The following is a 21219-nucleotide window of genomic DNA, read 5'->3' as shown; positions in this document are numbered from 1 at the left end:
GCGTACAGAAAAAGAGAAAGAAAAAAGCCCGCACCTAAACAGTGCGGGCTTTTTTTTAAGCCTAATTCGGGAGAGTGTGACAAATGCGAGTGCTGAAATTTGGTGGTACTTCAGTGGCGAATGCAGATCGATTTCTGCGCGTTGCTGACATATTAGAAAATAATGCCCAACAGGGACAGGTTGCGACCGTGCTGTCTGCACCGGCCAAAATCACCAACCATCTGGTCGCGTTGGTTGAGAAAACCATTGCAGGGCAAGAGATACTGCCCAATATCAGCGACGCTGAGGCTATCTTTGCCGATTTGCTGACGGGGTTGCAGCAGGCCCAGCCCGGTTTTGACTTTGGGCGTCTGAAGCAGGTGGTTGACGCTGAGTTTGCTCAAATCAAACAGGTTCTTCATGGAATTTCGCTGTTAGGGCAATGCCCAGACAGCGTGAATGCGGCAATGATTTGTCGCGGTGAAAAGCTCTCGATTGCCATTATGGCCGAGCTGTTAAAAGCGCGTGGCTATGGCGTAACCGTCATTAATCCAGTTGAAAAGCTATTGGCGCATGGCGGTTATCTTGAATCAACCGTTGATATTGCGGAGTCGACTCGACGTATCGCCGCCGACCCTATTCCAGCCGATCACATGGTATTGATGGCGGGTTTCACTGCGGGTAACGACAAAGGTGAGCTGGTGGTGTTAGGCCGCAATGGTTCTGACTACTCTGCCGCAGTGCTTGCCGCCTGTTTACGCGCGGACTGCTGTGAGATCTGGACTGACGTCGACGGCGTCTATACTTGCGACCCGCGCACCGTTCCCGATGCAAGGCTGCTTAAATCGATGTCGTATCAGGAAGCCATGGAACTTTCCTATTTCGGGGCCAAAGTTCTTCACCCTCGCACCATCTCTCCTATCGCCCAGTTCCAAATTCCCTGCTTAATCAAAAACACCGCCAACCCTCAAGCGCCGGGAACGCTTATCGGACGTGAAAGTGGATCTGACGGCGTGCCGGTGAAAGGGATCACTAACCTGAACAACATGGCGATGATTAACGTTTCAGGTCCGGGGATGAAAGGCATGGTCGGCATGGCGGCGCGCGTGTTTGCCGTTATGTCACGCAGCGGTATTTCGGTGGTGCTGATCACGCAATCCTCTTCGGAATACAGCATCAGTTTCTGTATCCCGCAGGGCGAGCTGGATCGCGCACAGCGGGCGCTGAATGAAGAGTTCTATCTGGAGCTGAAAGACGGTCTGTTGGAAGCGCTGGATGTGACCGAGCACTTAGCGATTATCTCCGTGGTAGGCGATGGTATGCGCACCATGCGTGGTATCTCCGCAAAATTCTTCTCGGCTTTGGCCCGCGCTAATATCAATATTATTGCGATTGCGCAGGGCTCTTCCGAACGCTCGATTTCCGTCGTTGTCAGCAATGACTCGGCCACCACGGCCGTGCGCGTCAGCCATCAGATGCTGTTCAATACCGATCAGGTTATCGAAGTCTTTGTTATTGGCTCCGGTGGCGTGGGCGGGGCTCTGCTAGAGCAGATCCACCGCCAGCAGACATGGCTGAAGAACAAGCATATCGATCTACGCGTTTGCGGCATTGCGAATTCCCGCGCGCTTTTAACCAATGTGCACGGCATCGATCTTGCCCGCTGGCAGGATGAGTTGGCCGATGCCAAAGAGCCGTTTAATCTTGGCCGCCTGATTCGTTTAGTGAACGAATATCATCTGCTAAATCCGGTGATTGTGGATTGCACATCTAGCCAAGCCGTCGCCGATCAGTACGCTGATTTCCTCAGTAACGGTTTCCACGTCGTGACGCCAAACAAAAAAGCCAACACCGGTTCAATGAACTACTACCATCAACTGCGTCAGGCTGCCGCAGGATCGCGCCGTAAATTCCTCTACGACACCAACGTAGGCGCGGGGCTGCCGGTTATCGAAAACTTGCAGAATTTGCTGAGTGCGGGTGATGAGCTCGTTCAGTTTTCAGGAATTTTGTCGGGCTCGCTGTCGTTTATTTTTGGCAAGCTTGAAGAAGGAATGTCGTTATCCGCCGCAACGCTGGAAGCTAAAAAACTGGGCTATACCGAGCCCGATCCGCGCGATGATCTTTCGGGGATGGATGTGGCGCGTAAACTTCTGATTTTGGCGCGCGAGGCGGGCCATGTTATGGAGTTAGATGATATCGACGTGGAATCCGTGCTACCTGCTGATTTTGATGCTACCGGTGATACTCCATCATTTTTGGCACGTTTGCCTCAGTTGGACGATCTGTTTGCGGCACGTGTGGCTAAAGCACGTGAGAATGGTGCGGTATTGCGCTACGTTGGACAAATTGTCGACGGTCGCTGTCAGGTCAAAATAGTCGAAGCGGATGGCAACGATCCGCTTTATAAAGTGAAGAACGGTGAGAACGCGTTGGCGTTTTACAGCCGTTATTACCAGCCAATTCCGTTAGTTCTGCGCGGCTATGGTGCAGGTAATGACGTCACTGCAGCCGGTGTATTTGCAGATTTGCTGCGCACCTTGTCATGGAAGTTGGGAGTTTAATATGGTTAAGGTTTATGCACCGGCCTCAATTGGGAATGTGAGCGTGGGGTTTGACGTGCTGGGTGCAGCTGTTTCGCCGGTCGATGGCCAGTTTCTTGGCGACTGCGTGAGCGTTGAAGCCGCTGATGTTTTTAGCCTAACGTCTAAGGGCAGCTTTGTGAACAAGCTCCCAAGCGATCCCAAAGAAAATATCGTCTATCAATGCTGGGAGCGTTTTTGCCAAGAGATAGGCCATGAATTACAGGTCTCCATGGTGCTGGAAAAGAACATGCCGATTGGTTCAGGGCTCGGTTCTAGCGCCTGTTCGGTGGTCGCGGCGCTGATGGCGCTGAATGAATTTGCTCAGCAGCCACTCGACCAAACCCAGCTATTGGCGCTGATGGGCGAAATGGAAGGGCGTATTTCAGGCAGCGTGCATTATGACAACGTGGCCCCGTGCTACCTCGGTGGCCTACAGCTGATTTTGGAAGAGAACGGTATTATTAGCCAAACCGTTCCCTGCTTTGATGACTGGTTCTGGGTTATGGCTTATCCGGGTATTAAAGTCTCGACCGCCGAAGCGCGGGCTATTTTACCGGCGCAGTACCGCCGCCAAGACTGCATCAGCCATGGACGTTATCTAGCCGGATTTATACATGCGTGTCATACCCGCCAACCGATTTTAGCGGCTAAGTTAATGCATGATGTCATTGCCGAGCCTTACCGTACTCGCCTGTTACCTGGGTTTGCTCAGGCTCGTCAGGCCGCTCACGATATTGGGGCTTTGGCCTGTGGAATTTCGGGCTCAGGTCCAACGCTGTTTGCCATCTGCGATCGCCAAGATACCGCGCAGCGCATGGCGCAATGGCTGAAAGAAAACTATCTGCAAAACGACGAAGGTTTTGTTCACATTTGCCGTCTGGACAATGCAGGCGCACGACGACTGGGATAACGCATGAAACTTTATAATCTGAAAGATCATAACGAGCAGGTCAGCTTTGCGCAGGCAATTAAACAGGGGTTGGGCAAAAATCAGGGGCTATTCTTTCCTTTAGAACTGCCAGAGTTTGAGCTGACCGAAATTGACAGCTTGCTGAAACAGGATTTTGTGACCCGCAGCGCGAATATCTTATCCGCCTATTTGGCGGATGAGTTTGCTCCGGAGGTCATCCATGATCGCGTGAAAGCGGCTTTTGCTTTCCCTGCGCCGGTTGCACAGGTGGAACCGGATATTGCTGCACTTGAGCTATTTCACGGGCCAACGTTAGCGTTTAAGGATTTCGGCGGGCGCTTTATGGCGCAGATGCTACAGGAAGTGGCGGGCAATGAGCCTGTCACTATTCTGACTGCCACCTCCGGTGACACCGGCGCTGCGGTGGCCCACGCATTTTACGGCTTAGAGAACGTACGCGTTGTCATTCTCTATCCCCAGGGGAAAATCAGTCCGTTGCAGGAAAAACTGTTCTGCACGTTGGGTGGAAACATCCAGACGATTGCTATCGACGGTGATTTTGATGATTGTCAGGCGCTGGTCAAACAAGCCTTTGATGATGAAGAGCTTAAAAACGCGGTTGGGCTGAACTCTGCTAACTCAATCAATATCAGCCGCTTGCTGGCTCAGATCTGCTACTACTTTGAAGCCGTAGCGCAACTGCCTCAAGAAGCACGTAATCAGCTGGTGGTTTCTGTACCTAGCGGTAACTTTGGTGATTTAACCGCCGGTTTACTGGCGAAATCTTTGGGATTACCGATTAAACGTTTTATTGCGGCGACTAACGCGAACGACACCGTGCCGCGCTTCCTTGCCACCGGTGAGTGGCAGCCGCATAACACCGTGGCGACGCTATCGAATGCGATGGACGTCAGCCGCCCAAATAACTGGCCGCGGGTTGAAGAATTATTCCGTCGTAAGATATGGCAGCTCAAAGAACTGGCTTATGGGCATGTTTCTGATGACGTGACGCGCCAAACGGTGCGCGAAATGGCACAGCTTGGTTACATCTCTGAGCCTCATGCGGCAATTGCCTATCGTGTTTTGCGTGATACCCTGCAGCCGGGGGAGTTTGGCCTGTTCTTAGGTACTGCACATCCGGCGAAGTTTAAAGAAGTCGTCGATGAGATTTTAGCCAGCGATCTGCCTTTGCCAGCCGAACTGGCAGAACGCGCCAATTTGCCTTTGCTCTCGCATCAAATGGCAGCGGATTTCGTTCCGCTTCGCGCTTTTATGATGCAATGGGCAAAGTAACCACTTGAAAATGAGTGATAAAAAACCGGCAAAAAGATAATACCGTTTACTTAAGTCCGATTTTAGGGGGAGCACACCGATGGGGTCGTAGCGGCGTAAGCCGCCGGAGCGCCCCACGGTGTGGTAGACCCGTGTATCTCGATCTCTTGAACGAACGACGTTAGGCGATAAGCCGGTTTTCTTTTTTACGCTTCGTGGCGTTTAAAAATAAGCTCGCTGCCTGATTTATACGGCTTCTCATCTTCGAAGAAATACCCTTCTAAATTGAAATCTTTCAGCTGTTCAGGTTTGGTTAACTGATTTTGAATGATAAAGCGGCTCATCAGGCCGCGCGCCTTTTTGGCGTAGAAACTGATAACTTTAAATTTGCCGCCTTTCTCATCTAAAAATACCGGCTTAATTAGCTGTCCATCTAATTTGGCGGGTTTTACGGCTTTAAAGTATTCATCAGACGCAAGGTTAATCAGCACGTTATCGCCTTGTGCTTTCAACTGCTGATTTAGTTTCTCGGTGAGCAAATCGCCCCAGAAACTATACAAATCATTGCCTTTGCCGTTATGCAATTTAATGCCCATCTCCAGACGATACGGCATCATCAGGTCGAGTGGCCGAAGCAGGCCGTACAGGCCAGAAAGCATGCGTAGATGCTGCTGAGCAAAGTCGAAATCTTGCTCGCTAAAGTCTTCGGCTTGCAGCCCCGTATAAACGTCACCCTTAAAGGCCAGAATTGCCTGACGTGCATTTTCAGGCGTGAAATTTGGCTGCCATTCGGCAAAGCGTGCGGTATTCAGCCCTGCTAGCTTATCGCTGATTTTCATCAGGCTGCCAATCTGTGCCGGTGTTAATTCACGGCAATATTGCATCAGCTCGGCAGAGCGATCGAGCAGTTCAGGTTGAGTAAAGCGCGTTGTTGCCAGCGGGCTTTCATAATCCAGCGTTTTGGCAGGTGAGATAATAATCAGCATGGATTGATCCTGTTATGAGAGTTGGCCACTAATGTAACAAATTTAAGATTGAGAAGGGATTAATCAGTGTGATAGGGGCATCGTATTACATCGACGCCCCCTATTTTTCGGGGAACTACTCAGATTTCGGTTTATCCCAAATGCCTGGTTCAACCTGCTGCTGAATTTCAGGATATTGGCTGATATCAAAGGTCGGCAAGCGCCCGATACTGCGCTGGTGGTTATAATCTTTGGCCAATTTCAGCGCTACACCGGAGAGCAGTAAAATTGCGATCAGGTTAGTGATTGTCATCATTGCCATGGAAAGATCGGCCATCTTCCATACCAACGGCAATTCGGCGAGCGTACCGAACATCACCATGCCCAATGTACAACAGCGGAACAGTATTAGACCGGCGGGATGGTTGTGCTCAAGAAAAACCAGATTGCTCTCGGCATACGAATAGTTGGCGATAATCGACGTAAAACCAAAGAAAAAGATGGCAGTCGCAATAAAGGTAGACGCCCAACCCCCCACCGAGGACGCCAGCGCTCGCTGGGTGAGCTCAATCCCGCTAATACTGCCCGGCGCGTGGTCTAATGCACCTGATGAAAGAATAATTGCCGCCGTGGCGCTACAGATAACCAGCGTATCGATAAAAACACCGAACATCTGCACATAGCCCTGTGATGCCGGATGCGGTGGATATGGCGTTGCAGATGCTGCGGCATTAGGCGCAGATCCCATACCGGCTTCGTTTGAAAATAGGCCGCGCTGGATACCTTGCGTCATGGCCTGTGCGATACCATACCCCACTGCGCCAGCGGCCGCTTCCTGCAAGCCGAAAGCGCTTTTGAATATCAGTAAAAGGACGTCGGGCATGCGGCTCAGGTTGTGCCCAACCACCCAGAATGCCAGCGCCAAATAGGCGATAGCCATAAACGGCACGATCAACTCTGCTGTTTTGGCAATTGAGCGCAATCCGCCAAAAATGATAGCGCCGCTGAACAAAACTAAAGCGATACCGGCATACTGTGGCTTAAGGCCGAAGGCAACGGCGGTGGCCTGAGCAATAGAGTTAGACTGTACGGCGTTAAATACCAAACCAAATGCGATGATTAAGAAGATCGAAAATAGAACGCCCATCCACCGCATACCGAGCCCTCTCTCCATGTAATAGGCGGGGCCGCCACGGTAGTTTCCCTGATCGTCTTTGGTTTTGTATAACTGCGCCAAGGTGCTTTCGATAAAAGAGGTTGCCATGCCAATCACGGCAACTACCCACATCCAGAAAACGGCTCCGGGGCCACCTGCGGTAATTGCAATGGCGACGCCGGTTAAGTTACCGGTGCCAACGCGGGCGGCAAGGCTGGTACATAACGCCTGAAAGGAAGAAATGCCTGAGCTGTCGGCCTTATTACTGTTTTTTAAAACCGAAAACATATGGCCGAAATGACGAAACTGAATGAATCCGGTTCGAATAGTGAAAAAGATCCCTGTGCCGATCAAAAGGTAGATCAGCACCGATCCCCACAATATGTTGTTGATAAAGCTAATTAGATCCGTCAAAACGCTCTCCTAGTGTTCAATAACATCGCGTAACTGCATAAAAGCACAACGAAAATTTCACCGAGCCGATAATATTTTTATGGTGACAACTGGGCTTTGGTGTTGCGCAACTCGCGCAAATTTTGAGGCTGAAAAACGGCAAGAATGTAGCATAAGTTTGAAAAACGATGACGGTTTATTCTCATTTCCGCCTGTGTACTGTTTTTAGCGAAGCCGAAAACGGTTGCCTGCTGTTTCTGCACTAGAACCGATAAAAGTGATAGGTTTTATGACGAGTTTAGTGCATTGCGCAACAGTGGATGCGTGTTATTATCAGCTACAGGCACGTCATAAACCGCCAACAGTTCATGCACAATGGCGTTATTCACTTGAGAATATCCGTGTTATAGCTCAAAAAGTGACAAGCAAAACCATTGCTGCATCAATTCTGGTTTTATGCACCAATAATGGAAACGCTAAAAATGACCGATAAACTGACATCCCTACGCCAGCTGACCACCGTTGTGGCCGACACCGGCGATATCGCTGCAATGAAGTTGTATCAACCACAAGATGCAACTACCAACCCTTCTCTGATCCTGAATGCAGCACAAATTCCTGAATACCGTAAGCTGATTGATGAAGCGATTGCTTGGGCGCGCAGCCAGAGCAGCGACAAAGCTCAGCAGGTTGTGGATGCTTCAGATAAGCTGGCCGTCAATATCGGTCTGGAAATTTTGAAACTGGTCCCAGGCCGCATCTCTACCGAAGTTGATGCGCGCATGTCTTACGACACCGAAGCTAGCGTTGCTAAAGCTAAACGTCTGATCAAAATGTATAACGATGCTGGCATCAGCAACGATCGCATCCTGATCAAACTGGCTTCAACCTGGCAGGGTATCCGCGCTGCGGAGCAGCTGGAAAAAGAAGGCATTAACTGTAACCTGACGCTGCTGTTCTCCTTCGCTCAGGCGCGTGCTTGTGCTGAAGCAGGTGTATACCTGATTTCTCCATTTGTTGGCCGCATCCTTGACTGGTACAAATCAAATACCGACAAGAAAGAATATGCGCCAAACGAAGATCCAGGCGTTGTATCCGTCACCGAAATCTACGAATACTACAAACAGCACGGCTATGAAACCGTGGTTATGGGCGCAAGCTTCCGTAACATGGGCGAGATTCTGGAACTGGCTGGCTGTGATCGTCTGACCATCGCTCCAGCGCTGCTGAAAGAGCTGTCTGAAGCACAGGGCGACGTTGAGCGTAAACTGAGCTACACCGGTGAAATCAAAGCGCGTCCAGCACGTCTGACCGAAGCTGAGTTCTACTGGCAGCACAATCAGGATCCAATGGCGGTTGATAAACTGTCTGACGGTATCCGCAAGTTTGCCGTAGACCAAGGCAAACTGGAAAAAATGATCGCTGACCTGCTGTAATCAAGCCGTTCAGTTCATGAAACCAGCCCTAGGGCTGGTTTTTTTACATTTAAATAACACTAAAATATTCCCCTCACTTTAGATATGAATAAAGTTGTTTTACTTCATCATCTTAAATAAGTCTCTCTAATTATCCTTGCTTATGAATGTAAAATGATTGTGTATTGTTGATCACAAAAAATAAACATTTATGCTTTTTTATACGCAATTTTCCAAAATGTAGATATTTTTAAATTATGGCTACGAAATGAGCATGTCTGGAAATTGCTCTGCCGATAATAATTTTCTGCAATGAGGATACTTTCTGATGAATGCGTTAACCGCCGTAAAGCAGGATATCTCTGAAGCTAAAACCAAAGGGCAAGGCTTTACCGTTCGCCCATCGGCACAGTCGCCACGCATGCTTGAACTCAATTTCGATGCTGCTACCACGCAACGCTTTTTAGAGCAGGTGGCTGAATGGCCCGTACAAGCGCTGGAGTACAAATCATTCCTGCGTTTTCGCGTGGCTAAAATCCTTGATGAACTCTGCGGGAACCAGCTTCAGCCATTGCTGCTCAATACCATTCTGGCGCGAACTCAAGGTGCCTTACTGATCGGTGCTGAGGGTATCGATCACGTCGAGCAGGCAGATGAGATGGTCAAAATTGCTACTGCGGTGGCGCATCTAATCGGGCGCTCCAACTATGACGCTATGAGCGGCCAGTTCTATGCCCGTTTTGTAGTGAAAAACGTCGATAGTTCAGATAGCTACCTGCGTCAGCCTCACCGCGTATTAGAGCTGCATAACGATGGCACTTTCGTGGATGAAGTGACTGACTATGTGCTGATGATGAAAATCGACGAGCAGAATATGCAGGGCGGCAATTCCCTATTGCTGCATCTGGATGACTGGGAGTCATTAGATAACTATTTCAGCCACCCGTTGGCTCGTCGCCCAATTCGTTGGACTGCGCCGCCAAGCAAGAACGTTACCCAAGATGTTTTCCATCCGGTATTTGATGTCGATGGGCAAGGGCGTCCGGTGATGCGCTATATCGATCAGTTTGCTCAACCGAAGGATTTCGAAGAGGGCAACTGGCTGAGTGAGCTTTCAGATGCGCTCGAAGGCAGCCGCAATATCGTTTCGGTTCCGGTTCCGGTCGGCAAATTCCTTTTGATTAATAACTTGTTCTGGCTGCATGGCCGCGATCGCTTCACACCGCACCCAGAACTGCGCCGTGAACTGATGCGTCAGCGCGGATATATCAGCTATTCCACCTCGCATTATCAGGCTGGGCAATAAGCCTCGGCTTCATTTGTTATTAACCGAGCGTGCTCTCGTTAGAACCAGAGAGCACGCAAGAGAGTTTGAGGAAGGAATGAGCCGGATGTATGACTTTGTGATCGTTGGCGGTGGCATCATTGGGATGTCGACTGCCATGCAGTTGATCGGCGTCTATCCAGATGCCCGCATTGTATTGCTGGAAAAAGAGGGCGGCCCTGCGTGCCACCAGACCGGCCACAATAGCGGTGTGATACATGCAGGTGTTTATTACACGCCCGGTAGTTTAAAAGCCAAATTCTGTTTGGAAGGTAATCGAGCGACGAAAGCCTTTTGTGATGAAAACAATATTCGCTATGACACCTGCGGGAAAATGCTGGTGGCAACGTCCGAGCTAGAAATGCAACGTATGCGCGCGCTATGGGATCGCACTGAAGCTAACGGCTTAGAGCGTTATTGGCTGAGCGCGGAAGAGCTTCATGAGCGCGAGCCCAACATCGTTGGGCTTGGCGGTATTCTGGTACCCTCCAGTGGGATCGTCAGCTACACCGAAGTCACAACGGCAATGTCAGATCGTTTCCGCGCCGCCGGTGGCGAGATCGTCTATCACGCGGAAGTTACCGCGCTGCGGGAGCATGCTCAGGGCGTGATCGTCACAACGACGGCGGGTGATTATGAAGGATCTAACCTGATCACCTGTTCAGGGCTGATGGCAGATCGTTTGGTGAAAATGCTGGGTGTCGATCCCGGCTTTATTATTTGTCCATTCCGTGGCGAATATTTCCGTTTAGCGCCGCAGCATAATCATATTGTGAACCATCTCATTTATCCGATCCCCGATCCGTCGATGCCGTTTTTAGGCGTGCACCTGACTCGCATGATCGACGGCAGCGTGACCGTGGGGCCGAACGCTGTGCTGGCATTTAAGCGCGAAGGCTATCGCAAACGTGATATTTCGCTCAGCGACACGCTCGAGATATTCGGTTCTTCCGGTATTCGTAGCGTGATGCGGCAAAACCTCAAGTCCGGTCTGGATGAGATGAAAAATTCTCTGTGCAAAAGCGGCTATCTCAAACGCGTACAAAAGTATTGCCCAAGCTTGACCAAACAGGATCTTCAGCCCTATCCCGCAGGCGTGCGTGCTCAGGCCGTTTCGCCCGACGGCAAACTGATTGATGATTTTCTGTTTGTGACCACCGCTCGCAGTATCCATGTTTGCAACGCGCCTTCACCGGCAGCGACTTCGGCGATCCCGATTGGCACGCATATTGTAGGCAAAGTTCAGGCGCTACTGGCAGGACAAACCCATAACGGCCGCACCTTAACCGCGGCAATTAACGATAAGCCGTCTTTGGCCACCGTATAAACGTCATCTAATAACAAAAGCTAATTTACTGATGAATAAGGAATTCGCTATGCAACTTAACGACCCAACGCTTTTTCGCCAGCAGGCCTTTATTCAAGGAAAGTGGTGTGATGCAGAAAGTAAGAAAACTATTGAAGTGACAAACCCCGCTAATGCTCAGCTTTTGGGCACCGTGCCCAAAATGGGGGCAAATGAAACGCGCATGGCGATTGAAGCGGCCAATCAGGCATTGCCTGCATGGCGTGCGTTAACGGCCAAAGAGCGTGCGACGATCCTGCGTCGCTGGTTCGATCTCATGATGGCTAACCAAGACGATCTCGCCAAGCTCATGACGCTGGAACAGGGCAAACCGTTGGCTGAGGCCAAGGGGGAGATCGCCTATGCCGCCTCTTTTATTGAGTGGTTTGCCGAAGAAGGCAAACGCATTTATGGCGATACCATTCCAGGTCATCAGGCAGACAAACGCCTTATCGTGATCAAACAGCCGATTGGCGTTACCGCTGCGATCACCCCGTGGAACTTTCCTGCGGCAATGATCACGCGCAAGGCAGGGCCTGCGCTTGCCGCTGGCTGCACCATGGTGCTTAAACCCGCGAGCCAAACGCCGTTTTCAGCGTTGGCACTTGCGGAGTTGGCCCAGCGCGCAGGGATCCCAGACGGCGTATTTAACGTGGTGACCGGCTCGGCCAGCGAAGTGGGAAATGAGCTCACGGGTAACCCGCTAGTGCGCAAACTCTCGTTTACCGGATCGACCGAAATTGGTCGTCAGCTGATGCAACAGTGCGCCAAAGACATCAAAAAAGTTTCGCTGGAGCTGGGCGGGAATGCGCCATTCATCGTGTTTGACGATGCTGATTTGGATAAAGCGGTTGACGGTGCGCTGGCTTCTAAGTTCCGTAATGCGGGGCAAACCTGCGTGTGTGCTAACCGCCTTTATGTTCAGGATGGGGTTTATGACGCTTTTGCTAAAAAACTGCAGGCTGCGGTTGAAAAACTTACGTTGGGCGATGGTTTAGCGCAGGGCGTAACAACGGGCCCGCTGATTGATGAAAAAGCGGTGGCGAAAGTGAAAGAGCACATTGAAGACGCGCTATCGAAAGGGGCTCGCATTATTACCGGCGGCCAGCCGCACGATTTAGGCGGTAATTTCTTTCAGCCCACCATTTTAGTGGATGTTCCTGCGAACGCTAAAGTTGCCAAAGAAGAGACTTTTGGCCCGCTGGCTCCGCTGTTTCGTTTTAAAGATGAAGCCGATGTGGTTGCGCAGGCCAATGATACCGAATTTGGCTTGGCGGCTTATTTTTATGCGCGCGATCTCAGCCGCGTATTCCGCGTTGGCGAAGCGCTGGAGTACGGCATCGTGGGGATCAACACCGGCATTATTTCGAATGAAGTTGCGCCTTTTGGCGGGATCAAAGCCTCAGGCCTGGGCCGCGAAGGCTCGAAGTATGGCATCGAAGATTATCTCGAAATCAAATATATGTGCATCGGCTTGTAAATAGAACTGACCTTACTTTTTAACACCAACAGAGCGGCATCAGCCGCCTACCCGAATACTGAGAGGACACCTGATGAGCACGAATAAAGAACTGATGCAGCGCCGTAGTAACGCCATTCCACGCGGCGTGGGGCAGATCCATCCTATTTTTGCCGAGCGAGCAGAAAACTGCCGCGTATGGGACGTCGAAGGGCGTGAATATCTGGACTTTGCAGGCGGGATTGCGGTTCTAAATACGGGCCATTTGCATCCAAAAGTGGTGGCTGCGGTTGAAGCTCAGCTGAAAAAACTGTCGCATACCTGTTTCCAAGTGTTGGCCTACGAACCGTATTTGGAACTGTGCGAAATCATGAACAAGCGCGTTCCGGGTGATTTTGACAAAAAAACTCTGCTGGTGACGACAGGCTCTGAAGCGGTAGAAAACGCGGTGAAGATTGCCAGAGCGGCCACCAAGCGCAGCGGAACCATCGCTTTTAGCGGTGCTTATCATGGGCGTACTCATTACACCTTATCGTTGACCGGCAAAGTAAACCCTTACTCGGCAGGCATGGGGTTAATGCCGGGGCACGTGTTCCGCGCTTTGTATCCTTGTGAATTACACGGTGTCAGCGACGATGATGCCATCGCCAGTATTCATCGCATTTTCAAAAACGACGCTGCGCCTGAAGATATTGCTGCCATCGTTATCGAACCGGTGCAGGGGGAAGGGGGATTCTATTCAACGTCGCCTGCCTTTATGAAACGCCTGCGCGAACTGTGTGATGAGCATGGGATCATGCTGATTGCCGATGAAGTGCAAAGCGGAGCAGGGCGTACCGGAACGTTGTTTGCGATGGAGCAGTTAGGTGTTGCTGCCGATCTCACTACCTTTGCGAAATCTATTGCGGGTGGTTTCCCTCTCGCAGGCGTAACAGGCAAAGCCGAAATTATGGATGCCATTGCGCCGGGCGGGCTGGGTGGAACCTATGCCGGTAGCCCAATTGCCTGTGCGGCAGCCTTAGCGGTGCTTGAAACTTTTGATGAAGAAAATCTGTTGCAGCGCGCCAACGATGTGGGACAGAAGCTGAAAGATGGCCTGCTCAATATCGCAGAAACTCATCCAGAAATCGGTGATGTGCGTGGTCTTGGCGCGATGATTGCGATTGAACTGTTCGAAAACGGCGATGTGCATAAACCGAATGCCAAACTGACGGCAGAAGTGGTTGCGCGTGCGCGTGATAAGGGGCTCATCCTGTTGTCATGCGGGCCGTACTATAACGTGCTGCGTATTCTGGTTCCGCTCACGGTGAGTGACGCGCAGATCAAACAGGGTCTGGATATTATCGCCGAATGTTTTACCGAGGCTAAGAAAAACTAAGCGCAACGAGGTGCTTGTGGTTACGCGAGTAGCACCCGTCATAAAGGAAGTCTGATGGCTAAATAATAACAATGCGCGTGCTCCGGCGCGGGAATGCCGGAGCGCTCTCCCTAAGTGCAAAACTTTCGAGAGGGTTCGAATTATGGGTCAGATTACAGAAACAAACTCGCTGGGAGGCGGGCTGAAGTCCCGCCATGTCACCATGCTGTCCATTGCAGGTGTTATCGGCGCTAGCCTATTTGTTGGCTCAGGCGTTGCGATTTCACAGGCGGGGCCAGCGGTATTACTGTCTTATCTTTTCGCTGGTTTGCTGGTGCTGTTGATTATGCGCATGCTCGGTGAAATGGCGGTGGCGTCGCCGGATACCGGCTCCTTCTCAACCTATGCCGAACGATCTATTGGCAAATGGGCAGGGTATACCATTGGCTGGCTTTACTGGTGGTTCTGGGTTTTGGTGATCCCTCTGGAAGCCAATATCGCCGCCATCATTCTTAACTCGTGGCTACCTGTAGTGCCTATCTGGCTATTTTCATTACTCATTACTTTGGCACTAACCGGTAGTAATTTGCTTAGCGTTAAGAACTACGGTGAGTTTGAATTTTGGTTGGCGCTGTGCAAAGTGATCGCCATTCTGGCCTTTATCGTGGTGGGGGCTATTGCCATCACCGGGTTTTATCCGCATGTTCAGGTCAGCGGCGTGTCTCGGCTATGGGATCACGGCGGCTTTATGCCAAATGGCTTTGGGGCAGTGATCAGCGCCATGTTGATCACCATGTTTTCTTTTATGGGCGCGGAGATCGTAACGATCGCGGCGGCTGAGTCAGATACCCCAGACAAGCATATTGTGAGGGCGACCAACTCCGTGATTTGGCGTATTGCGATCTTCTATCTGTGCTCGATCTTTGTGGTGGTGGCGTTGGTTCCTTGGAACGCACCGGAGCTGAAAACCGTAGGATCTTATAGCTCGGTGCTGCAGCTGCTACATATTCCGCATGCCAAATTGATCATGGACTGTGTGATCCTGTTGTCCGTCACCAGCTGTTTGAATTCGGCGCTGTATACCGCTTCGCGTATGCTCTATTCACTGAGCCACCGTGGTGATGCGCCCGCTTTTATGGGCAAAACCAACCGCAGTAAAACGCCTTACGTGGCGGTTTTATTGTCAACCGGCGCGGCGTTTTTGACCGTCATTGTTAACTATTACGCTCCCGCCAAGGTGTTTAATTTCCTGATCGCCAGTTCTGGCGCAATCGCTTTGCTGGTGTATTTAGTGATTGCGGTTTCTCAGCTGAGAATGCGTAAGATCCTGTTAACGCAGGGCAACGAGCTCAAGCTTAAAATGTGGCTATATCCCTATCTAACATGGACGGTGATCCTGTTTATCACCTTCGTGTTAGTGGTGATGATGTTTAGGCCAGAACAGCGTATCGAAGTGGTTTCAACCGTGCTGTTGGGCATTGGTATCATTTGTACTGTGCCGATCATGACGCGTTGGAAGGCGCTGTTTGAGTGGCAAAAACAGCCTCAGCAGAGTTTGAGGTAACGAAGGGGCTTGCTAATAATCTTGATGCGCCGGTTTGGTCAGTACTGAAACGGCGCATTTTCGTATAAGAGATCCTGCAACTTTGGTAGGTTATTCTTTTTGCTTCGTGGCTATTTGGGAGCTATGCCTATGACCGCCTCTTTACCTTATTCCACGTTTGACGGTTATCAATGGCTGAAAAGAGACATCATCCGCGGTATCTATCAGCCGGATGAAAAGTTACGCATGAGTCTGTTGACGAGCCGCTATGGGCTGGGCGTTGGCCCGCTACGCGAGGCGCTTTCACAGCTGGTGGCAGAACATCTGGTGACGGTGGTTAGCCAAAAAGGCTATCGCGTTGCCTCGATGTCGCAGGCCGAATTGCTCGATATTTTTGATGCTCGAGCCAATATGGAATCGATGCTGGTGCAGTTGGCGATTGAGCGCGGCAAAGACGATTGGGAGGCTGAGATCCTCGCGCGTTCTCATATGCTCGCCAAACTAGAGGCCAGTGATGCCAGCGAAGATTTGCTGGATGAATGGGATCAACGCCATCAGGCATTTCACACGGCGATTGTTGCCGGATGCGGCTCGCAATACCTGCTGCAAATGCGAGCCAGACTGTTTGATCTCGCGGCGCGCTACCGCTTCATTTGGCTGCGAGAAACCGTGCTTTCCGTGGAGATGCTAGAGAATAAACATCATGAGCATGATGAACTGGTGAAGGTGATTTTGGCTCGTGATGGAAAGCGCGCCGGTGAGCTGATGCGGCAGCATTTGCTCACGCCGATACCGATTATTCGGGAGGCAATGGGGGGGAAGGGGGCATAAGTGTTTTAGATATGGGGTAAGTTACGTCCGCCTAAAACACTGAGCTTCACATTTAAATCGTGCAGGCGTCCGACGAAAGGTTGCTAGCGCAATCTCTCAATTACTCATGCTTGAATATTTTTATATTGGGGTAAGTTACGTCCGCCTAAAATACTGAACTCTACATTTAAACCGTGCAGGCGTCCGTGTTAGGGGGCCAATCGCCGCCCCCTAACAACCCGGCTTGGCACCGTTCTTCAGCCTGCTTCGCAGGTTCCCTCATCTCGTCATTCCGGCTTTAACGGAACGAGCGACAATCGGCATCCATGCCTCCGTCGCTCTTTTGCCGACATCCAGTCGGCAAATCCTAGCCTGCATTCCTCAATTCGGCTAAAGAACAACGTGCCAGATAAGGTCAAACCCAAAAGACAAAAGACAAAAACTTTATCTGTTTTTTTGTTTAAGTATTGGGAGAAAGAGCAACGCTAACAGGATGTTAGCGTTAGGGGAGGAGGCGCCAAGGATGGCGCATGCCGACCCGGCGCGGAGATGGCGTCTCGGATAAAAGCGCGAGGATTGAAGGGGCGCGCGCTGGCGCCCCTCATCGGACGCCTTCATTGATGTATCAATGGTGTTCGGTATAAATCGGCGGACGAAACCTTACACCGTATTCGCATGCGTGTCTGACGGACGAAACCTGACACAGCATTCGCATGCGTGTCTGACGGACGAAACCTTACACCGTATTCGCATGCGTGTCTGGCGGACGAAATCTTACAGAGTATTCGCATGCATGCCTGAAGGAAGAAACCTGACATTTATGCAATCCAGATAACTCCTGTCACCAGTGCTTGCCACTTCTCCCTCCACAGTTTATTCCGAATCTTTGATTCACAAACCAGACAGATCTACCGTAACTCTTATACTTGGTTAATCGTTCTCTAAGAGGAATTCGCTATGTGGAAAAAACAATTTGCCGCCGTTTTTCTAGATATGGATGGCGCTCTTTTGGATTCAGGTAACCATGCTCAGCAGGTGTGGATGCAGTGGGCGCAGCAACACGGCATTGATGGGGCATTGCTGGGAGAACAGGTTCATAGCCAACGTGTGCAGGAAATTGTGCGCCGTTTAGCCCCTCACCTAGATACCCAGCAAGAGGTGAATGCGTTGGAGGCGGCGTTGTTGCAAATGACCCAGCGTCATCGAAGCCAATTACAGCAAGGTGTTTCTGAGCTGCTACAGGCGCTAGGCGAAACGCCGTGGGGCGTGGTGACGCAGTCTCATCGTGCACGCGCCGAAGCGCAGTTGCAGCAGGCCGGTATGCAGCGTCCACCGTTGATGGTGGGAGCCGAGCAGGTATCAAGCGGTCGGCCCGATCCAGAACCTTACTTACTCGCCGCCAGTTTTTACGGCGTAGATCCGCGTGATTGTCTCGTTTTTGAAAGCGATGAGGCTGGAATTAAAGCCGCTCAGGCCGCAGGAATGACGGTTATTGCCATCACCAATCGCCATCAACGGCATCATTTACAGCGTGCAGATGTGGTTATTAGCGGCTGGCGTAGTATTATTCTGCATCCCCAGCGTCAAGGAATAGTCATAGAGGTAGTTGCATGAATGCATTGCGTATAGGTCTGGTCTCGATTTCCGATCGTGCTTCCAGCGGTGTTTATCAGGATAAAGGTATTCCAGCTTTACAAGAGTGGTTGGAGCAAGCGCTCACCACGGAATTTACGCTGGAAACGCGGTTAATTCCCGATGAACAAGTCATGATCGAGCAGACTTTGTGCGAGCTGGTTGATGAAATGGGCTGTCACTTGGTGCTGACCACCGGTGGCACCGGCCCTGCTCGCCGCGATGTGACGCCGGATGCAACGTTAGCAGTCGCCGACCGTGAAATGCCGGGCTTTGGCGAACAGATGCGCCAAATCAGTTTGCACTATGTACCGACGGCGATTTTGTCGCGCCAGGTGGGCGTGATCCGCAAGCAGGCGTTGATCATCAATTTGCCGGGGCAGCCTAAGTCGATCAAGGAAACGCTGGAAGGCGTTAAGGATGAAAGCGGAAAGCCGATTGTGCACGGGATTTTCGCTAGCGTGCCTTATTGCATTCAGCTATTAGACGGGCCGTATGTAGAAACCGATCCGCGCGTAATAGCAGCTTTTCGTCCTAAAAGTGCGCGTCGCGAAACAATCGACTGAAATTGAACTCATTGCGGCATAAGATTCAGTACGACTAGCCAGTCACCCAGTAACGTTATATTAATTATTTTGCATTACAACTTTGTAACACTAAGCCGTGATGCCGGTTTATAACCACACAACATCGCAAAATAATATGAAAAATAACGTACTGGGCTGGATCTTATGGAACAAAATCATAATCGCCGTTTAAATCGGCAGGACTACAAGACTTTGACGTTGGCAGCCTTGGGCGGCGCGTTAGAGTTCTACGACTTCATCATTTTTGTGTTCTTCGCGGCGGTTGTCAGCGATCTCTTCTTCCCAGTCGATATGCCTGAGTGGCTGCGTCAAGTGCAGACCTTCGGGATTTTTGCTGCCGGTTATCTGGCTCGTCCGCTTGGTGGGATCATCATGGCGCACTTTGGTGACAAAGTCGGGCGCAAAAAAATGTTCTCCCTGAGTATCTTGCTGATGGCATTGCCAACGTTGGCGATGGGGATGCTGCCGACTTATCAAAGTATTGGTATTGCCGCACCGCTACTGCTGCTGCTGATGCGCGTGCTTCAGGGCGCGGCGATTGGTGGTGAAGTGCCGGGCGCTTGGGTATTTGTGGCCGAGCATGTGCCGCGCAAACGCGTTGGATTTGCCTGCGGCACCTTAACCGCGGGATTAACCGCCGGTATTTTGTTGGGATCGCTGGTGGCCACCTTGCTCAATACGGTAATGAGCCAAGACGCTATTTTGGCCGGTGGCTGGCGTATTCCGTTCTTCTTAGGTGGGATCTTTGGCCTGTTTGCCATGTACCTGCGTCGCTGGTTACAAGAAACACCGATTTTTATCGAAATGCAGGCGCGTAAGGCGTTAGCCGAAGAGATGCCGTTGAAAACGGTGGTGAAAAATCATCGCACCGAAGTGGCTATTTCAATGCTGCTCACGTGGCTGTTGTCGGCCGGTATTGTGGTGGTGATCCTGATGACGCCAACCTATTTGCAAAAACAGTTTGGCATTTCACCGGCGCTGGCATTACAGGCTAACTGCTTGGCGACGATAGCGCTGACGATTGGCTGCGTGATTGCTGGGCGTTTAATTGATCGCTTTGGCGCGAGCAAAACCTTTATCGTTGGCAGCCTATTTTTAGCCGTGTGTAGCTGGACGTTTTACCACTCTGTAGCCGCTGGCGTAAGCGCCGAGCAGTTATTCTTGGGCTATGCGTTGGCCGGATTCAGCGTGGGTATTGTGGGCGCAGTGCCTTATGTCATGGTAAGAGCGTTCCCCGCCGAGGTACGTTTCAGCGGAATTTCATTCTCCTATAACGTGGCCTACGCCATCTTCGGGGGATTAACGCCAATTTTTGTTACGCTAATTATGAAAGTGACGCCGATGGCTCCGGCATATTACGTGTTGGCGCTGTCACTGGTTGGATTGCTGCTGGGGCTTTATTTACAGCGTGATTTAAACAGTGAGGCTCATGCTGAAAATAAGCCGTTAGTGCCATCGGGGCACTAAGAACACAGCTAAATCATTATCGTAAACGCTCTGCCGCCTTGGCAGGGCGTTTTTGCTTAGGGTAAACATCACGCTTTCAACATTCCTGCTTGCTTAGCCGTCTCTCTTTTCCTATGTTATGCTTCAAGCGAACTTTCTCTTATCAGCCCAGTGGGTTTATTGAAATATCATAGACTTCCTGCGATTGGATTTATCACTGACGGAACCAGCCAGAACGTTAATTTATGAGCACATCAGACGATCGTCCTGTTGAAAATTCTGAAGCCATCGGGCATGCAATGCGCCGACGCCCAGTACCTCGTAAAAAGCTGTCTGATGTGGTTGAAGAAGAGTTAGAACAAATGATCCGTCGGCGTGAGTTTGCAGAAGGTGAGCAGTTGCCTTCAGAGCGTGAACTGATGGCCTTTTTTAATGTGGGTCGACCCTCCGTGCGAGAGGCGCTGGCCGCGCTAAAGCGCAAAGGGCTGGTGCAGATTAATAACGGCGAACGCGCTCGTGTTTGTCGCCCATCCGCAGATACCATCATTTCTGAACTTTCAGGCATGGCCAAAGACTTTCTCACCAAGCCTGACGGTATCGCTCATTTTGAGCAGCTGCGTTTGTTCTTTGAGTCCAGCTTAGTGCGCTATGCCGCTGAATTTGCCACCGATGAGCAGATTGCGCGCTTGGGCAAAGCGTTGGAAATGAACAGCCAGTCGCTTGACGATAACGATCTGTTCATTCGATCCGATATCGAATTTCATCGCGAGCTTGCGGAGATCCCCGGTAATCCGATCTTCATGGTTATCCATGTGGCGCTGTTGGATTGGCTAATTGCCGCACGCCCCACGGTGTCGCTGGCAGAATTACACGCCCACAATAATATAAGCTATCAGCAGCATATCGAAATTTATCAAGCGATCTGTAAGCGAGATCCTGACGCTGCGGATAAGGCTCTCAAATCCCATCTCAATAGCGTTTTTGCTGCCTATTACCCTGCCAAAAAATAACGATCTTTTTATTCCTTGTCGAGAATGGTCG

The 21219-nt window shown here is 50.9% G+C and carries 16 protein-coding genes and 1 other annotated feature (1 of these 17 only partly in view); of the genes, 14 read left to right on the top strand and 2 right to left on the bottom strand.

Annotated features, from left to right (window positions below; translation table 11 throughout):
• Nucleotides 1-58 (top strand) — a sequence feature (Thr leader region) (it extends 66 nt beyond the left edge of the window).
• Between the two features lie 25 nt (nucleotides 59-83).
• The 3 genes from thrA to thrC are packed head-to-tail and all read left to right on the top strand — an operon-like array spanning nucleotide 84 to nucleotide 4767.
• Nucleotides 84-2543, top strand: a complete 2460-nt coding sequence (thrA, locus tag AB3Y96_RS18665) for a bifunctional aspartate kinase/homoserine dehydrogenase I (RefSeq protein ID WP_367299932.1) — start codon at nucleotides 84-86, stop codon at nucleotides 2541-2543.
• Nucleotide 2544: 1 nt separating this feature from the next.
• A complete protein-coding gene (gene thrB / locus AB3Y96_RS18660) occupies nucleotides 2545-3474 on the top strand; it encodes a homoserine kinase (RefSeq protein ID WP_367299931.1) in 930 nt (309 codons plus the stop codon).
• 3 nt (nucleotides 3475-3477) lie between these two features.
• The gene (thrC, locus tag AB3Y96_RS18655) at nucleotides 3478-4767 is read left to right on the top strand and encodes a threonine synthase (protein ID WP_367299930.1); all 1290 of its coding nucleotides are present in this window, start codon (nucleotides 3478-3480) and stop codon (nucleotides 4765-4767) included.
• A 185-nt stretch (nucleotides 4768-4952) separates the two neighbouring features.
• Here thrC and yaaA read toward each other — a convergent pair whose 3' ends face one another.
• The gene (yaaA, locus tag AB3Y96_RS18650) at nucleotides 4953-5732 is read right to left on the bottom strand and encodes a peroxide stress protein YaaA (protein ID WP_367299929.1); all 780 of its coding nucleotides are present in this window, start codon (nucleotides 5730-5732) and stop codon (nucleotides 4953-4955) included.
• A gap of 115 nt (nucleotides 5733-5847) precedes the next feature.
• The gene (locus tag AB3Y96_RS18645) at nucleotides 5848-7281 is read right to left on the bottom strand and encodes a sodium:alanine symporter family protein (protein ID WP_072309632.1); all 1434 of its coding nucleotides are present in this window, start codon (nucleotides 7279-7281) and stop codon (nucleotides 5848-5850) included.
• A 461-nt stretch (nucleotides 7282-7742) separates the two neighbouring features.
• On the opposite strand from AB3Y96_RS18645, the gene tal reads away from it, so the two are divergent.
• From tal to AB3Y96_RS18590, 11 genes are all read left to right on the top strand, one after another.
• Nucleotides 7743-8696: a transaldolase gene (tal, locus tag AB3Y96_RS18640; protein ID WP_025801399.1), complete on the top strand. Its 954-nt coding sequence runs from the start codon at nucleotides 7743-7745 to the stop codon at nucleotides 8694-8696.
• A 307-nt stretch (nucleotides 8697-9003) separates the two neighbouring features.
• Nucleotides 9004-9981, top strand: coding sequence for a glutarate dioxygenase GlaH (gene glaH, locus AB3Y96_RS18635; RefSeq protein ID WP_367299928.1), 978 nt, complete (start codon nucleotides 9004-9006; stop codon nucleotides 9979-9981).
• An 85-nt stretch (nucleotides 9982-10066) separates the two neighbouring features.
• Entirely contained in the window at nucleotides 10067-11326 is a 1260-nt protein-coding gene (gene lhgO / locus AB3Y96_RS18630) for an L-2-hydroxyglutarate oxidase (protein ID WP_367299927.1), read from the top strand.
• 49 nt (nucleotides 11327-11375) lie between these two features.
• Nucleotides 11376-12824, top strand: a complete 1449-nt coding sequence (gabD, locus tag AB3Y96_RS18625) for an NADP-dependent succinate-semialdehyde dehydrogenase (RefSeq protein WP_367299926.1) — start codon at nucleotides 11376-11378, stop codon at nucleotides 12822-12824.
• A 73-nt stretch (nucleotides 12825-12897) separates the two neighbouring features.
• Nucleotides 12898-14181 carry a 4-aminobutyrate--2-oxoglutarate transaminase gene (gene gabT, locus AB3Y96_RS18620; protein WP_040045431.1) on the top strand — a complete coding sequence of 428 codons (1284 nt, stop codon included), beginning with the start codon at nucleotides 12898-12900 and terminating at the stop codon, nucleotides 14179-14181.
• A gap of 142 nt (nucleotides 14182-14323) precedes the next feature.
• Nucleotides 14324-15724, top strand: coding sequence for a GABA permease (gene gabP, locus AB3Y96_RS18615; RefSeq protein ID WP_367299925.1), 1401 nt, complete (start codon nucleotides 14324-14326; stop codon nucleotides 15722-15724).
• Nucleotides 15725-15853: 129 nt separating this feature from the next.
• The gene (csiR, locus tag AB3Y96_RS18610; RefSeq protein ID WP_367299924.1) at nucleotides 15854-16534 is read left to right on the top strand and encodes a DNA-binding transcriptional regulator CsiR; all 681 of its coding nucleotides are present in this window, start codon (nucleotides 15854-15856) and stop codon (nucleotides 16532-16534) included.
• Between the two features lie 936 nt (nucleotides 16535-17470).
• The gene (locus AB3Y96_RS18605) at nucleotides 17471-18127 is read left to right on the top strand and encodes an HAD family hydrolase (protein ID WP_367299923.1); all 657 of its coding nucleotides are present in this window, start codon (nucleotides 17471-17473) and stop codon (nucleotides 18125-18127) included.
• Complete coding sequence (gene mog, locus AB3Y96_RS18600; protein ID WP_367299922.1) at nucleotides 18124-18711, top strand: molybdopterin adenylyltransferase; 588 nt, start codon at nucleotides 18124-18126, stop codon at nucleotides 18709-18711. Before AB3Y96_RS18605 ends, mog begins: the two co-directional genes overlap by 4 nt.
• A gap of 165 nt (nucleotides 18712-18876) precedes the next feature.
• Nucleotides 18877-20199 (top strand): MFS transporter, encoded by a 1323-nt coding sequence (locus tag AB3Y96_RS18595; RefSeq protein WP_367299921.1) that lies wholly within the window; start codon nucleotides 18877-18879, stop codon nucleotides 20197-20199.
• Nucleotides 20200-20423: 224 nt separating this feature from the next.
• A complete protein-coding gene (locus AB3Y96_RS18590; RefSeq protein WP_367299920.1) occupies nucleotides 20424-21188 on the top strand; it encodes a transcriptional regulator NanR in 765 nt (254 codons plus the stop codon).
• Nucleotides 21189-21219: the final 31 nt, after the last annotated feature.

The organism is Hafnia alvei (genome assembly GCF_964063325.1).
GTDB classification, from domain to species: domain Bacteria; phylum Pseudomonadota; class Gammaproteobacteria; order Enterobacterales; family Enterobacteriaceae; genus Hafnia; species Hafnia alvei_B.
The sequence above is the reverse complement of the archived record's forward strand: the minus strand, read 5'-3'. Positions and strand labels throughout refer to the sequence as shown.